Genomic DNA, 15631 nt, shown 5'->3' with positions numbered 1-15631 from the left:
GGAAACCGGCTCGTGTATAAGGTGTGGTGCTTAAAGTTGAAACTCTTTCTTGAGAGCTAGGTAGATAGTTCTGCCTCTGGTATCTATCCGTGAAATATCAAAAGGCATTCCGCTTCTTACATCGGCAAATGGGTATGGGGTGTGGAACAGATCTTTAACGCCGCCAGAAATTTTCAAGCCGATATCGTCCATGTGATAGAAGCCTGACAGGTCAACAGTGTGGTAGCTTTCGACTCTTCCAATAAGCTCATTGCTATTACCGCCAAAAATCGACGACACGTTGTTGTTGTAACTGTTGGAGTAATTAATAAACAGGTCAGCCCCCATGTTTTCGACATACCAGCCCAAGTTGGCACGGGCACGCCATTGGTCCGGACCAAAAACAGTTCGGTCAGTGTAGATAACCTCTGTACCTTCAGTGATGGCGTCAGACAGCTCGCCGGTATAGGTTCCAGAAAGACCGGTAATGAACGTACCCAAATCTGTGTCGAACTCATAATCAACACTAAAGTCGACGCTCTTGCTCACCCGCTGGGCTACGTTGATAGGGAAACTGTTTACACTCTCGATGACTCCAAACTCATTCCGGTTCACAAAGTCGTTGTTGGAATAGAGAACTTCTGGAGGTGTATCACCAGAGGTGGTGAGCACAGTAATACGGTTGTTCTGCTCGATCTTGCTATAGGTTACTGACACTCGTAAACCTTCCAGTGACATGGGTGTCCAGTCAAAGCCCAAGGTCATCGTGTCAGCAATTTGCGGTTTCAATTCCGGGTTGCCACCCTTATAGCTTTTGACATAGAAGGTAGTTGGTGGATTGTCCCGAGGATCAAAGGGGTCGCCGTCAATCCTAGTTGGGTAGGCACTGAGCTCTTGAGGTCGGAGCAGCTGGGATAATAGCGGTGCGCGGAAGGATTCTGACCAGGTTGTGCGAATGGTCAGGTCGTCAATCGGGTTCCAGGCCAAGGTTACTCGAGGGCTGGTGTTGGTATAGCGTCCGCCGAACTCAGCTTGTGGGAATAAGTTTTCCTCCCAGCGGAAACCAAAAGACATCTGCAAATCTTTTACGGCTGGCAGCTGATTATCCGGGCCGACCAACGGCACGGAAAGTTCGGTAAATACCGCTCTTACCTCTTGTTCTGGTTTGTCGACCGCTTCATTGCCAGTCCCATAGCCAAAGCTAATCTTGCTGACGCGATACTCTCCGCCAATGGCGAACCGTGCTTCACCGCCGGGTAATTCATATAGGCCGCCTTCGGCATTGATTTTGGCAGAGTGCTGCCTAGTGGTTCGTTTGCCCCTATCATCCGGGCCATAAAACTTGGAGATCGACGGATTCTGAGCCTCACCATTACCAAAGAAGTTGAGCGCAACCGCAGGGTCACTGGAGGCTACCAGCGCATCAAATTCCGGGTTGTCATAGATGTTCAGTTGCAGCGCACTGGTGTCACTGCTTGATGTGCTGTAGCCCGCTTCAGTGGTCAGGGTCCAATCGCCAAATGGCAAGTTCCACTCAATGCCGCCATTCACATTTACACTTTCGAGTTCGTTAACCGGCTTTTCTATTGGAAATAAGCCGTTGGCAACTTCAGTATCAAATTCATACCCAACTTCTACAAATTTGTCCAACTTGTTGAAAGCGTTGCTTGCCGGCACCTCAATAGTGCCGAAAGGGTTTCTCTGCTCATTGATGTTTTCATTGACCGAGTATGTCACATCAGCAAAGCCTCTGACCGAGTCGGAGAGATATTGCTCAACATCCACATGAACAGAATAGTACTTGCTGGCAGAGGTCAGTTGCTTTCGAGAGGGGCGCGAATCTCGGGATACATTATCAAGACTTAGGTCATCCACTGTCCAATTGGTGCCATCGTTGTCTGACGGTAAGGATCCATACCGTGTACCTGGTATGTACCATGGCGCGCTATTAAAATACTGAGATGGGGTGGATACAACGCCGGGAGTTCCGTAGCCGGTGCTGCCCCAGAACCGCCCACCCTGTGGACGCAGGTCGCGAGTAGTGTATCCAGCTTTTGCTGAAGATACGGCATCGGTTTCTGTATAGTTCAAGGTTGCGTTTAACCGGCCGCTGTCCCAGGCAGTGCCGATAAGTTGGCTGATAGAGTAGCGGTTGCCGCCGTTCTCTCCGTTGTCGTATCGAACTGAGGTCTCGGCGCCGACATAGTCTTGTTTCAGGATAAAGTTAATTACCCCGGCAACGGCATCGGAACCATAAATGGAGGAGGCGCCATCATTGAGGATTTCAACGCGTTCGATAGCGGAGGTGGGGATGTTGGAAAGGTTGACGCTACTCCCTTCAAATACCGGGGCACCAGCCATGCGACGCCCATTGACCAGTACCAGCGTGGAGTCCGAACCAAAGCCGCGTAGGTTGGCGGTTGAGTTGCCCTGAAGTTCCGGGGTGTAAAAGCCGGGCGCATCGGGATTAAACAGCTCCAGGCTAGATGCTACGTTAACGGATGAGTAGTTTTGAGAAAGAGAGCGTATGATTTCTTCTGCAGAGAAAGCGCCTAAACGAGCAATATCATCGCTCGTAAGAACGGTGATGGGTTGAGCAGGATTGTCTTTTTTCAGCAGAGAACCGGTCACAACGACTTCTTCTACTTCCCTGAGGTCGTCCTTATCCGTGTTGTCTGGTTTAAACTTCACAATTACGGATTCATCAGTAACAAATTCGTAAGTCAGGTTTGTGTTTTTCAGAATAGCTTCCAACGCTGATGTCAGAGTGAACTCGCCTTTCAGCGCAGGCAGTTGGATACTTTCGCCAATATCCTGGGACATCAGGATTTCAACGCCGGCACTGCGAGCCAGAGCCATCAGGGAAGTAGCGGCTTTCTGTCCTTCAATATCAACCTTCAGAGTTTCTGTGTTGGCGGCATACACAGAACTGGACGCTGAAATGGCAATAGCCGAAGCAATGCTTAATACAAGCCGATTTTGCCGAAAAGCTTTTTTGGAATGATTCATTTACCCTCACCTCTTGGAGATATCATTAAGATCTTTTGCGGTGACTCTCGACAATTACAGGTCACCTAAATCTGTACACGAAGAGGTTTTTGATCACCCTATGAATTTTTTTGAGGAAAACTTCAAAAGGTGCCTTAATTTTTACACGAGAGTGTTTTTTGAAACACAAGAAGAATGACCAGCCGGACAGAGCTGGTCAAAGCAAGAGATGTCGGTGTTAACGAGCACTGGTCAAAACGATGCGATCAAAGTGATGGGTTACCTTGATTGGCAGGGTCTTTTCCATCGTCGACAAGGTTGTATTGATTCGGTCCACACGAAGAATGCCGTACATCTTTAGATTGATGATTTCTGCATCTTCAATCAGAATTTTCTTGGGGGTGTACCGGTTTAGCTCCTGTACCACTTTAAATAGCGGCTCACCTTCAATGCTGATGATGCCGCTACGCCAGGATTCAAACCTGTCCATGTTTTCAGGTTCATAACCCGATAATTCATTATGTGTAATATCAAGCTCCGCAACCCAGCCTGCTTCAAGCCTGTACTGGGAAGGCGCGTCCATATGCAGGGAGTTTCCCATAGGAGCTGTCATTAGTGGCGCGTCAGGAGAGACAGATTCATTTTTCTGATGAAGGGAGATCAATCCTTCCAGAACGGCCAGCGAAATTTTATCGGGTGAAGTTCGAATGTTGAATGCTGTGCCAAGTACGGTCACGGAATGTGTCGCAAGATCAACCCTGAATGGGCGCTGAGGGTCTTTTGCAACATCAAAATAGGCTTCCCCACGTTCCAGCAGGATACGTCTTTTTTCGTTATCAAAATCCACAAGCATCAGTGTGCCGGTATTCATGGCAATTGTGCTGCCATCAGGAAGCTCTATCGTTTTTTGCTCGCCAATTCGAGTGACATAACGCTGGATATTTCCTTGTGAATTGATTTGTGACCCAGTGTCGAAGAGGACGTTAGTGCCTATAGCGACTGCCAACAAGATACCTGCGGCAGCAGCTAAAGCAGGCCAGTTATTGCGAACTTTTTCCAGGGCACCGGTTTTGGTTGTGTCTTCTTTCCAGGTTGCCAGATCAGGGTCGTCAGCGAGCTCTTCCATATTGGAAAGCAGATAAGCGGTGCCAAAGAATTCGCTCTGATATTCGGTATTATCAGACAGCCAGGGGTTTATTTGACGAGCTTCTTCCGATGTGGCGTTGCCGGAGTGCAGGTGAGCCAGATTGCGAGCAGCTCGCCATCGATTCCATTTGTTAACTACTTTGGCCATTACCGATAACTCGCTATCGTGTGCGCTTTGGCTGTTACGTCTCTCAGTTCCACCAAAGCGTTAGTAATATATTTCTCGACTGTTTTGACAGAGATATCCATCTTTTCAGCAATTTGTGGGTAACTCAAGTGTTCAAAGCGGCTGAGCACAAAAGCCCTCCGCCATGTTGGCCGCAGGTTGCCAATTGCCTGTTTTACCAGCGCCAGCTCCTGCGAACTTTCTACAATCACCTCGGGTGATGCTTCCACTACCAGATAATCATCCTGATTCAGGTGCTCTTGCTGGTAACGCTTCTCAAGAATCTTTCGGCGTTCCTGGTCAATAACGTAATTATTTGCCGAGGTGAACAGGAATGCCCGATTGTCACTGCGGTTAACCGCCAGCTTCTGTTGTAAGTCATCCATGCGGGCCATACGGGCAAATATTTCCTGGATTACGTCTTCCTGATCTTCTTCTATTCGGACCCTGCCTGTCAGAAAGGTGCGCAGGGCTCTACCGTGCTCTCTGAACAGTCGTTCAAGCACTTGCTCGTTGGTCTCTTTCCGTCTGCCCTTCAACTTGATGACGTTGCTCTTCTTGCGGGTCGATAAAGACATGAAGTGCGGTATATTCGTATCTATTCATTTAAGTACACGAAATGAATCACCACCACCCTATGGTTTTTTTAATAAAATTAAATTGTTGTAATTTCAACGGGTTAGCTGGGCACTGTGTTGTCTGAGGTAGCTGAGTACCCGTGGTTGTCAGGTATGAAACAGATTGAATCCCCTTGGGGAGTGTGCAATCTTAGGCGTTGCCTGATATTGAAGAAGAGTGTTAAAGCATGAAGAAGATAGTGACTGTTCTGTTCAGCTGCCTGTTGGCAGGCATTGTAAATGCGAGTGATGCGATGGAAGAAACACCTGCCGAGTTGCTCGCCACCCAGCGCGCCACGGCTAATGAGCTGATAAGTGAAACCAGCAACAAAGTAGTGATGACAGTGTCGGGTATGTACTGCCCCAACTGTGCTGCCGGTGTCGGCGATGAAGTGAAGAAGCTCGACTTTGTAATTGCTGACACAGTTAAAGTGGACAGCGAACGGGCTCTTTTGGTGGTCGACTTGAAAACTTCGGGCAAGGTAGACGAGGCGGCCCTGGCAGATGCGGTTCGAAATGCCGGATATCAACCAGTGCGCTGTTTTCGTTACGCTGATGGCAAAGTGAATGAAAAAATGGTTGCTAAACACTGACGGTGGGCTACGCTTAAAAACAAAACCCCGCCGATAAAGCGGGGCTTTTTTTTGGGGTGTTAATTGTTGCCGGTTTTTAAGTTGAGGGTTGCTCGGGTTGAACGGTTTCCTGGATGCCTCTCCAGGTTAATTTTCGCCAAAGCGCTTCAAGCGGTCCTTGCTGGAAGTGTGACAGCCAATATTTGGCTATAAATATCTGTAAAACACTCATCGCTACAGCAATGCCAATCAGGCTTAGACGGTCTAACTGTCCGTACAATTCGGGGGCCAACCAGCGAAATACCAATATCATGCTGATTGACTGAAAAATATAAAAACTGAAAGCCATTCGCCCAACTCGGCTGAACAGGTTTTCTTGTCCCTGGCAGTGGTTGGTTGCTTTGACGATCAGTGACAGGTAGCCGAGTGCCATCATCAGGGCGGCAATAAAATTCCACGGTGAAAAGGTGTTTCGAAAACTATTGAAGCCGTTTTGCCAGCATATCCATAAGTCATAGCCACTGAGCAGTAGGCCCCCTGTCAGCAACAGCCATTGGGTGTGGGACTTCAGCCCAGTGCGAAAGATATCCAGTTTGTAAAGTACAATGCCGATCAACATCATTCCTATTACTGCCCAAATTGGCCCCATAAATACCATTGCCATGATCGATTCAATAAACAGACTTGCCTGATTGAGTAGTTGTTCGCTGTATGGGCCGGTCCAAATGGAGACATCGCCTGCGATGAATTCGGGGCTATTAGTGGCGCTACCCATTTTTTCGATTAAAAAGTCTTCCGGTAATATTGGCAACAGGTACCAGAGCAGGGCAAACAGCAAGTAACCCGCAGCGAATAATCCAATGCCAATTTTCAGGAGTGATTTAGGTGGCTGGTGAATCAGGCCACTGGCAACAATAAAAAGTCCGGCCAGGGCGTAAGAAAACAGAATATCGCCAAACCAGATAAACACCGCATGCAGTGCACCAAACAACAGCAGCCAGCGCAGTCGACTGTATAAAACCGGTTTTGCGGGGTAATCACGGGATTCGAGCTTTTCCCGGAACAGGGCGAGTCCGGCACCAAACAACAGGCAGAACAAAGTCATAAAGCGGCCGTCAAACAGCAGATGCTGAATGGCATACACCCAGTAGTCAAAGTTGGTGGCGTTGTTGTTCCACTCGGGTGAGCTGTAGGCAGTGTAGGGCACTGCGATGGTAAACAGATTCATAAACAGAATGCCAAGCACGGCTATGCCGCGAATGGTATCCAGGCTGACTAAACGCTCGGTTTGCATGCTAACTCTTCCCTAAGAAAGGTGAATGTTAACCAGTGGTGATGAAAACAAAAAGCCCCGCGATTGCGAGGCTTTCTTCCCGTTGGTGGAGATCAGGAGGCTGTGGTGTAAACCGGCTCTTCTTCCGGCAGCTCAATCGGTATCGGCTCGGGCTTTCTGTGGCGACCGGCGTTGCAGGAACCCTTGCGATGACCAAGTGCAGCATTAAGTTTACTGGCCGCACTGGCGAGAGCGGTATACATATCACCGTTACCGGCATTGACTGCAACGGTGTGGCCAAGATAGATGGTACTGGCTTCAACACTCTGTTCGTTGCGCTCTACGGTGAGAATAAGGGAAATGTCTTGCAGGTCGGGGTAGCGGGTTTTGATGCCGGAAAACTTCTGCTCGGCGGCTTCTCTCAGGGCATCAGTGATTTCAACATGGTGTCCAGACAGGTTCAGTTTCATAGACGTCATCCTTCTATACAGCGTTGTTTCTTATCGTGCCTTGTGACCGGATTGCCCGGTTGTGGCGTTGGGTCGATAGCGAGCTGACCCGGTTGAGTTGCCCAGGCTGTAATGCTTTTTCTGCCTGGGTCACTGTTAACATGAGGCCATTCGCCTCCGCTTTCAAGTGGAAAATGACAAAATGATGAAAAAGTTGTTTTTCATCAATAACCTCTTTTAAGGGCCCTGAAACTGTGTCAGAGTATCGATTGATTGCATGCCGCGATCTTCTCCTTCATTATTTGACCTCTTCCCAGATATAGCCCCAGAGAAACAACCCATGCGAGACTTCAAGATTGCTCCATCCATCCTGTCTGCCGATTTTGCCCGTCTTGGCGAAGAAGTTGACGCAGTTCTTGCCGCTGGAGCCGATATTGTCCACTTTGATGTTATGGACAACCACTATGTGCCCAATCTGACCATCGGGCCGATGGTGTGCAAGGCTTTGCGCAACTATGGCATAGAGGCTCCAATTGATGTGCATTTGATGGTTGAGCCAGTAGATGACCTGATTCGCATGTTTGCCGATGCAGGTGCTACCTACATTACTTTCCACCCGGAGGCATCCCGCCATGTGGATCGTTCCCTGCAGTTGGCGCGTGATCTGGGCTGCAAGTCCGGCCTCGTTCTCAATCCGGCCACTTCTCTGGAGCCGGTTAAGTACGTTTTGGACAAGATGGATATGCTGCTGTTGATGTCGGTGAACCCTGGCTTTGGCGGGCAGAAGTTTATTCCAGGCACCCTCGACAAGCTGCGTGAGGCACGCCAGCTGATTGACGACAGTGGCTATGATATCCGCCTGGAAATTGATGGTGGTGTAACTGCAGATAATATTCGCGCTATTGCTGAAGCGGGAGCCGATACATTTGTCGCAGGTTCTGCCATTTACGGCAAAGGTGGTGCTGGCCAGGCCGCTTACGCCGAAGCTATTGGTCGTTTGCGTGCTGAGTTGGCCAAAGCCGAATAAGTCATTTGCAGAGCAGGTCGAAGCCAATTCGACCTGCTAGTTTGTCAGGCGGATAAATTCCGCTACAATCGGCCTCCTGCTATGGAGAAACTCAATGCAACACAGCGCATTTGACATTCCTTCCCTCAACACCGGGCGATGGCGCCGCTGGTGATTCTTTCTGTGCGTCCCGGCACAGTACCCCAAGTTATTTTCAACTGTTTTTACTTTACGCATCATGTATTTGCGTACCCGCGGGTTGCGGGAAAAAACCGATGGTAAAAAAGCCATGACGATTCCAACGTTTGCCGAGCTGGCCTCGCAAAACTACAACCGTATTCCCGTGGTTCGCGAAGTATTAGCGGATCTGGAGACTCCACTGTCCAGCTACCTGAAATTGGCTCGCGGTAAGTATTCATACCTGTTTGAGTCTGTTCAGGGGGGGGAGCGCTGGGGTCGTTACTCAATTATCGGCTTGCCGGCTCGCACTGTACTGAAAGTCACCGGCCATCAGGTCACAGTAGAGCGTGACGGTGTCGTGGTTGAAAGTGCCGAAGTGGCTGATCCACTTGAGTATGTTGCGCAATTTCAACAGCGCTATCGCGCCCCGGACCTCGATGCCTTGCCTCGGTTTAATGGTGGCCTGGTGGGTTATTTTGGTTACGACTGTGTTCGCTACGTAGAGCCAAAACTGGCCAATAGCTGTCCACCCGATGAGCTGGGCACGCCCGATATTATGTTGATGGTGTCGGACGAAGTGCTGGTGTTCGACAACCTGGCGGGCAAACTGATTTTAATTGTTCATGTAGACCCGGCAGAAGCCGAAGCAGAAGGGCGCGCCAATGCGAGGCTCGATCAGCTGGAGAAGCAGTTGCTTAACCCACTCCCCGATCTTGGCACAGTGTCTTTGGGTGGTGAAGAGGCCTGCGAACAGGCATTCACATCGGGCTTTGGCGAAGAGGCTTTCAAGGCGTCAGTGAGCAAAATCAAAGAGTACATTCTCGCTGGCGACTGTATGCAGGTGGTTCCGTCGCAACGACTGAGCGCGGATTTTCACGACGAGCCATTGAACCTCTATCGCGCCCTGCGCTGCCTCAATCCGTCACCGTACATGTACTTCCTTGATATGGGTGAATTTCAGATTGCCGGTTCTTCACCGGAAATTCTGGCGCGACTGGAGCACGGAGAAGTTACCGTGCGACCAATTGCGGGTACCCGTCGTCGAGGCCGTACGGAGGAGGAAGACAGGCACCTGGAACAGGAGATGCTGGCCGACCCGAAAGAGATTGCCGAGCACCTGATGTTGATTGACCTTGGTCGTAACGATGCTGGGCGGGTCTCCCAAACCGGTACCGTCAAAGTGACGGAGCAGATGGTGGTAGAGCGCTACTCCCATGTAATGCATATCACTTCTAATGTAACGGGCCAGGTTAAACCCGAGCTCGGAGCTCTGGATGTACTTAAAGCCGCCCTGCCTGCCGGTACCCTCAGTGGCGCACCCAAGATCCGAGCCATGGAAATTATCGACGAAGTGGAACCGGTGAAGCGTGGCATCTATGGTGGCGCAGTAGGATATCTGTCCTGGAGTGGCAATATGGATACCGCCATCGCCATTCGCACAGCAGTGATCAAGGAAGGGCGATTGCACGTTCAAGCAGGGGCTGGAGTTGTTGCCGATTCAGTGCCAGAACTGGAATGGAAGGAGACGATGAACAAAGCTCGCGCTATGATGCGCGCCGTTGCAATGGTGCAGGGTAAATAACCCTTAGTGTTAACAGGCCCTAGTAATCTCAGAAGGTAAAAAATGCACGGTTTTGTCGGCTTTGCTCAGCGTTTGACTGGCTCGAGCGGTTTTCAGGCACTGATTATCAGTTTGATTGTTCTTAACGGCATCGCCGTTGGGGTTGAAACCTGGGATTCGGTGGCATCCGCCTACCATCCATGGTTTGTTCAGCTTTACCATGTAGTGTTGTTGGCCTTTATTGCTGAAGCGATATTAAAGATGGTGGCGCAGTGGCCAAAGCCACAGAATTACTTCAAAAGTGGATGGAACTGCTTTGATTTTGCAATCATCTTGCTGAGTTTGGCGCCGGATTCCGGTGAGCTGGCAATGGTCGCACGGCTGGCTAGACTGTTTCGTGTGCTGCGACTGGTGTCGGCCTTTCCGGAGTTGCGCCTGATCGTGGATACGCTGTTACGTTCATTGCCGAGTATGGGGCATGTCGGGTTGTTGCTCTGCGTTCTGTTTTACATCTACGCAGTAAGTGGCTTCTATCTGTTCCGGGAAATTGACCCTACTCACTGGCGAGATTTGCCGATTGCACTGTTGAGTCTGTTCCGTATTGTCACCCTGGAGGACTGGACGGACATCATGTACACGGCCATGGCCGCCAAGCCCTGGGCGTGGATCTATTTTGTCAGTTTTGTGGTGTTGGGTACCTTTGTGATGATCAATCTGTTTATCGCCGTGGTACTCAATAACCTGGACGAGGCCAAGGCAGAAAAACTGCGTCAGTTGCGCACGCCGCCGAGCCACGATGAAATACTTAATGAATTGCGCACCACTCAAGACGCGCTGGCAAGGCTCCACGCGCGCCTGGAAGCCAGCGGTGTTGAAGCGAAAACCAAGTCAGGGGACATGCCTCATGCTGCTAATGATCGATAACTACGACTCCTTCACCTACAACGTGGTGCAGTATCTGGCCGAGCTGCAGGCGGATGTGAAGGTGGTGCGTAACGACGAGCTGACTATTGAACAAATTGAGAAGATGGCGCCAGAGCGCATTGTTATCTCGCCGGGACCCTGTACTCCTAACGAAGCGGGAGTATCGGTGGCGGCTATCAAGCACTTTGCCGGCAAAATTCCGTTGTTGGGTATCTGCCTGGGACATCAAAGTATTGGTCAGGCGTTTGGCGGTGAAATTGTTCGTGCCAAACAGGTGATGCACGGCAAAACATCTCCGGTTCACCACAATAATAGTGGTGTTTTCAGTGGTCTGAGCAACCCGTTTACCGTCACTCGCTATCATTCGCTGGTGATCGATCAGGGTTCGCTGCCAGATTGCCTGGAGGTGACTGCCTGGACCGAGAATGCCGATGGCAGTATTGATGAGATAATGGGGGTGCGCCACAAGGAGTTGGCCATTGAAGGCGTCCAGTTTCACCCGGAGTCCATTCTCACCGAGCATGGCCACGACCTGTTAAGGAATTTTTTAAACACCTGATACTGATTTTGCCCACATGTTTTGGTGCGCACGGTGCACCCTGCATGGTAAGAGATAATCATCAGTAGGGTGCGCTGTGCGCACCACCGAGAGAAAGGCTTATGGATATAAAAACGGCGATCAATTCCTTGCTCAACAACATCGATCTCAGTAGAGAGCAGATGAGCGCAGTCATGGAGCAAATCATGACGGGTCAGTGCACTGACGCACAGATAGGTGGATTTTTAGTAGGGTTGCGAGCCAAAGGCGAAACCGTGGATGAAATAGCCGGTGCAGCGCAGGTAATGCGCAAACTCGCTAAGCCAGTGAAGATTGATGCAGAGCACCTGGTGGATATTGTAGGAACCGGTGGGGACAGTGCCGGCATCTTTAATGTTTCCACTGCCTCGACCTTTGTTGCCGCCGCGGCAGGGGCAACGGTAGCCAAGCATGGTAACCGCTCAGTCAGCAGCAAGTCCGGCAGTGCCGATTTGCTGGAGGCTGCCGGAGTGAATTTGAATCTCACCCCGGAGCAGGTAAAGCACTGTATAGAGGAGGTGGGTGTTGGCTTTATGTTTGCCGTAAACCACCACGCCGCCATGAAATACGCTATTGGTCCGCGCCGGGAGTTGGGGGTGCGCACGGTATTCAATTTATTGGGGCCGCTTACCAATCCCGCTTCAGTGCCTAACCTGTTGCTGGGGGTTTTCAGTGCAGACTGGGTGCGTCCGGTCGCCGAGGTAATGCGTGAGCTGGGGGCAAGCCATGTATTGGTCGTACACAGTGCAGATGGCCTCGATGAGATCAGCATTGCCGCTGAAACAATGGTTGCCGAATTGAAAAATGGGGAGATTAGTGAATACTCACTCTCCCCTGAGTGCTTTGGATTTAATAAGTCCCGGCTTGAGGCCCTGAAAGTGGCTGACGCAATAGAGAGCTTGGCAATGGTCAAAACCGCGCTCTCAAATGTCGATCACCCGGCATCACAAATGGTCAGCCTGAATGCAGGGGCAGCCCTGTATGCCGCGGGAGTAGTGAGTGATCTCGAGGCTGGCGTTGAGCGCGCCCGGCAGGTGATTCAGTCCGGTGAGGCACTGGCCAAGTTGAGTGAGCTGGCGAAAGTTTCCAGCGAGTAATTAAGCATAAGCAGCAGATAGAAGATATGACAGCTATTGATACACCAACCGTTCTAAAAAAAATCATTGCCCGCAAGCGTGAGGAAGTGAATGCCCGCCTTGAGGTTACTTCCTTTGAGGATATGAAATCCCGGGCCTTCGAGCAGTCTCCAGCGAGAGGGTTTGTAGCAGCACTGGAGTGGAAGTTGTTGCGCGGACAATCTGCGGTAATCGCCGAAGTGAAAAAGGCCTCACCCAGCAAAGGTGTGATCCGTGAGAACTTCGATCCTGTGCAGATTGCACACAGTTATGAAGAGGGCGGCGCAGCCTGTCTGTCGGTACTCACTGATATTGATTTCTTTCAGGGTGCTGACGAGTATTTGGTTGCCGCTCGTGAATCAGTCAGTTTGCCGATTTTGCGCAAGGACTTCACCATCGACCCTTTCCAGGTGGTTGAAGCTCGGGCTCTTGGAGCAGACTGCATACTGCTGATTGCTGCCTGTTTGTCAGATCAGCAGATGGCGGACCTCAATGGGCTTGCCAAAGAAGTTGGTCTGGATGTGCTTGTGGAAGTACACAATGCGGAAGAGTGTGAGCGGGCCCTGAAGTTGGAAAATAGATTGCTGGGCATTAATAACCGCGATTTGCACACTTTTGATACGTCTCTTGATACTACCTTTGAGCTGTTGAAAATGATTCCCGATGATAAGGTGGTGGTGACCGAAAGTGGAATTCACAGCGCAGAAGATGTAGCGGCTATGCGTGAGCATAACGTGAATGCATTTCTGGTGGGCGAGGCGTTTATGCGAGCCGAGGATCCTGGTCAGCGACTGGCAGAGTTATTTGGAACCGTTTAATTGAAAAAACCGCCATCTGGCGGTTTTTTCTTATGTACAACGGCATTTGATGAAGCTTACCGAGTGCCGTAAATCACCATGGTTTTGCCTTTAACATGTACCAGTCCCTCGTCTTCGAGGTTTTTCAGTACCCGGCCAACCATTTCACGGGAGCAACCGACAATTCGACCGATCTCCTGACGGGTGATCTTGATCTGCATGCCGTCAGGGTGGGTCATGGCATCCGGCTCTTTACTCAAATCCAGCAGGGTGCGTGCCACACGGCCAGTCACATCCATAAAGGCCAGGTCGCCCACCTTGCGAGTAGTATTGCGCAGGCGCTTTGCAACCTGGCAGCCGATGGAGTGAAGAAATTCCGGGTGGTTCTGTGATAGCTCGTGGAATTTTGTGTAACTGATTTCGCCTACTTCACATTCGGTTTTGGCGCGAATCCAGGCGCTGCGGTCATTTTGGCCAAAGATTCCCATTTCACCAAAAAAGTCGCCTTCATTCAGGTAGGCAACAATCATCTCACGACCGTCGTCATCCTCAATCAAAACAGTCACTGAGCCTTTAGTGATGTAATAGAGAGTGTCACTTTCATCCCCGGCATAAATAATGGTGCTCTTGGCAGGGTAACGGCGCCGATGGCAATGCGCCAGAAACTCTTCGACATTAGGTATATGTGGGGTAATTGGTGCAGGGCTCAAAGTATGTATCCTGTCTTTTGTAGCTTTTGTTGGGGCTGACGCTGTTATCGTTTTCATAGTATATAGGTGCCGCAAATTATTATGTAACCATTTTCCCAGTCTTACTACCGCTTTGGCAGCGAAGTAGCTCACGTTTTTGCTGGGAAGTCTGGATTGTTGCGGGTAATTCACCAAAGCCTGATAGAGCGCAAAACCATCCGTAAGGCTCCCATGATGTGTTAGTCTTCGTCCAAATTCAATCATGGAAAAGTGGTATGAAAGCATCAGTGAAATGGGGCGGTAACGCCATGTTTTTGGGTGAATCTGGCAGTGGTCACACTGTAGTCATGGATGGTCCCCCGGATCATGGTGGCGAAAACAAGGGTGTTCGCCCAATGGAGATGCTGTTGCTTGGCGTGGGTGGCTGCTCGTCCTTTGATGTAATGAGTATTCTTAAGAAGCGTCGCCAGGATGTATTGGACTGTGTGGTTCATTTGGACGCCGAGCGTGCGGATGAGATTCCGGCTGTATTTACTCGTATAAATATGCACTTTGTAGTGAAGGGTCGCGATCTGTCGGAAAAAGCAGTTAAGCAAGCTGTCGAGCTCTCTGCAGAAAAGTACTGTTCAGCATCGATCATGCTGCAAAAGGCGGGTGTCGAAATTACTCACAGCTTTGAAATTGTCAGTTCGTGATGCAATTTGGCTGAAAAAAAGACAAAAAAAAGCCGGAAACATTGTTTCCGGCACATCCAAAAAATGGAATTTAGGAGGGGGTAGGTAAATCGGTAACGAAGCTTACTTGCCGGAGGCGGCTTTCAGATCGTCATAAGCAATAGCAGAACCCAGCAGGGCGGATACAACGAACATGGTGGTCATTACAATCATGGCGCTTCTCCTATCAGTGGCTGCCAAAACTCTATGGCGTGTACTATAGGGATCTTCTGATAATAATTGAAATATATTGTTTTTATCGAAACGATAACCTGTGGTTATTTTTGAAATGTGTTTGAAATCTTTCTGGTGAGGTAAATTTCAGGCAAAAAAAATGGGAGACGTTTCCGTCTCCCAAAACAATTCCAAGATTGGAGGGGGTAGGTAAATCAGTTTGCTATCGAAACCTCAGCGCTTGGCTTGTTTGAGGTCGTCTACTGCGATAGCAGAGCCCAGCAGTCCGGAAACGATGAACATGATGGTCATAATAATCATGAGGTGACTCCTTTCGGTTGCTGGGTGAGCAGTTGCTCGATGAGATGTACTATAGGTATTTTCGGTTAATAAATGAAATGCATTGTCTTTATCGGGACGATAACTCTGAGTTATGATTGTTGTTGGGGTGCAAAAAAGGCGGAAGGTTGCTTCCGCCTTTGATGTGGTAGCGATAAATTAATCTTCGTCGCTTTTGCTGGCCGGCTTCAGGTCGTCCCACGCTATGGCGGAGCCCAGCAAGCCGGAGATAGCAAACATGATGTACATAATGGTCATACTATGTCTCCTTCTTACCGGTTGATGTTTGTTTGTTTGTTGACGATGCGAATTATGGTGTCGCCCTAATAATAAATCTAATGTATTGAAATTATTTTATCGATAACC

Annotated in this window: 14 protein-coding genes; 8 read left to right on the top strand and 6 right to left on the bottom strand. The window is 49.8% G+C overall.

The annotated features are described in order from the left end of the window. Positions 1-30: 30 nt before the first annotated feature. From QP938_12515 to QP938_12505, 3 genes are all read right to left on the bottom strand, one after another. Entirely contained in the window at positions 31-2988 is a 2958-nt protein-coding gene (locus tag QP938_12515; protein ID WIO74110.1) for a TonB-dependent receptor, read from the bottom strand. 217 nt (positions 2989-3205) lie between these two features. After that, the gene (locus QP938_12510) at positions 3206-4261 is read right to left on the bottom strand and encodes a FecR domain-containing protein (protein WIO74109.1); all 1056 of its coding nucleotides are present in this window, start codon (positions 4259-4261) and stop codon (positions 3206-3208) included. Further along, positions 4261-4857: an RNA polymerase sigma factor gene (locus tag QP938_12505; GenBank protein ID WIO74108.1), complete on the bottom strand. Its 597-nt coding sequence runs from the start codon at positions 4855-4857 to the stop codon at positions 4261-4263. Before QP938_12505 ends, QP938_12510 begins: the two co-directional genes overlap by 1 nt. A gap of 227 nt (positions 4858-5084) precedes the next feature. Between QP938_12505 and QP938_12500 the strand changes: the two genes are divergently transcribed. Continuing rightward, positions 5085-5489 (top strand): heavy-metal-associated domain-containing protein, encoded by a 405-nt coding sequence (locus tag QP938_12500; GenBank protein ID WIO74107.1) that lies wholly within the window; start codon positions 5085-5087, stop codon positions 5487-5489. Between the two features lie 76 nt (positions 5490-5565). Here the strand turns inward: QP938_12500 and QP938_12495 are convergent, their stop codons facing one another. Next, positions 5566-6762: a DUF418 domain-containing protein gene (locus QP938_12495; GenBank protein ID WIO74106.1), complete on the bottom strand. Its 1197-nt coding sequence runs from the start codon at positions 6760-6762 to the stop codon at positions 5566-5568. 92 nt (positions 6763-6854) lie between these two features. Next, positions 6855-7211: a ribosome-associated translation inhibitor RaiA gene (gene raiA / locus QP938_12490; protein WIO74105.1), complete on the bottom strand. Its 357-nt coding sequence runs from the start codon at positions 7209-7211 to the stop codon at positions 6855-6857. 319 nt (positions 7212-7530) lie between these two features. Here raiA and rpe point away from each other — a divergent pair, with 319 nt between their 5' ends. The 6 genes from rpe (at position 7531) to trpC (ending at position 13371) form a co-directional block, all read left to right on the top strand. Continuing rightward, complete coding sequence (gene rpe, locus QP938_12485; GenBank protein ID WIO74104.1) at positions 7531-8217, top strand: ribulose-phosphate 3-epimerase; 687 nt, start codon at positions 7531-7533, stop codon at positions 8215-8217. A 268-nt stretch (positions 8218-8485) separates the two neighbouring features. Further along, positions 8486-9958, top strand: coding sequence for an anthranilate synthase component I (trpE, locus tag QP938_12480; GenBank protein ID WIO75665.1), 1473 nt, complete (start codon positions 8486-8488; stop codon positions 9956-9958). 42 nt (positions 9959-10000) lie between these two features. Next, complete coding sequence (locus tag QP938_12475) at positions 10001-10861, top strand: ion transporter (GenBank protein WIO74103.1); 861 nt, start codon at positions 10001-10003, stop codon at positions 10859-10861. Beyond that, the gene (locus QP938_12470) at positions 10842-11420 is read left to right on the top strand and encodes an aminodeoxychorismate/anthranilate synthase component II (protein ID WIO74102.1); all 579 of its coding nucleotides are present in this window, start codon (positions 10842-10844) and stop codon (positions 11418-11420) included. Before QP938_12475 ends, QP938_12470 begins: the two co-directional genes overlap by 20 nt. A gap of 101 nt (positions 11421-11521) precedes the next feature. Next, complete coding sequence (trpD, locus tag QP938_12465; protein WIO74101.1) at positions 11522-12535, top strand: anthranilate phosphoribosyltransferase; 1014 nt, start codon at positions 11522-11524, stop codon at positions 12533-12535. 26 nt (positions 12536-12561) lie between these two features. Continuing rightward, positions 12562-13371 carry an indole-3-glycerol phosphate synthase TrpC gene (gene trpC, locus QP938_12460; GenBank protein WIO74100.1) on the top strand — a complete coding sequence of 270 codons (810 nt, stop codon included), beginning with the start codon at positions 12562-12564 and terminating at the stop codon, positions 13369-13371. Positions 13372-13427: 56 nt separating this feature from the next. Here trpC and crp read toward each other — a convergent pair whose 3' ends face one another. Then, the gene (crp, locus tag QP938_12455) at positions 13428-14060 is read right to left on the bottom strand and encodes a cAMP-activated global transcriptional regulator CRP (GenBank protein ID WIO74099.1); all 633 of its coding nucleotides are present in this window, start codon (positions 14058-14060) and stop codon (positions 13428-13430) included. 254 nt (positions 14061-14314) lie between these two features. On the opposite strand from crp, the gene QP938_12450 reads away from it, so the two are divergent. Further along, positions 14315-14734, top strand: coding sequence for an OsmC family protein (locus tag QP938_12450; GenBank protein ID WIO74098.1), 420 nt, complete (start codon positions 14315-14317; stop codon positions 14732-14734). The last annotated feature ends 897 nt before the right edge of the window (positions 14735-15631 follow it).

The organism is Porticoccaceae bacterium LTM1 (assembly GCA_030252795.1).
GTDB lineage: Bacteria > Pseudomonadota > Gammaproteobacteria > Pseudomonadales > Porticoccaceae > SCSIO-12696.
The sequence above is the reverse complement of the archived record's forward strand: the minus strand, read 5'-3'. Positions and strand labels throughout refer to the sequence as shown.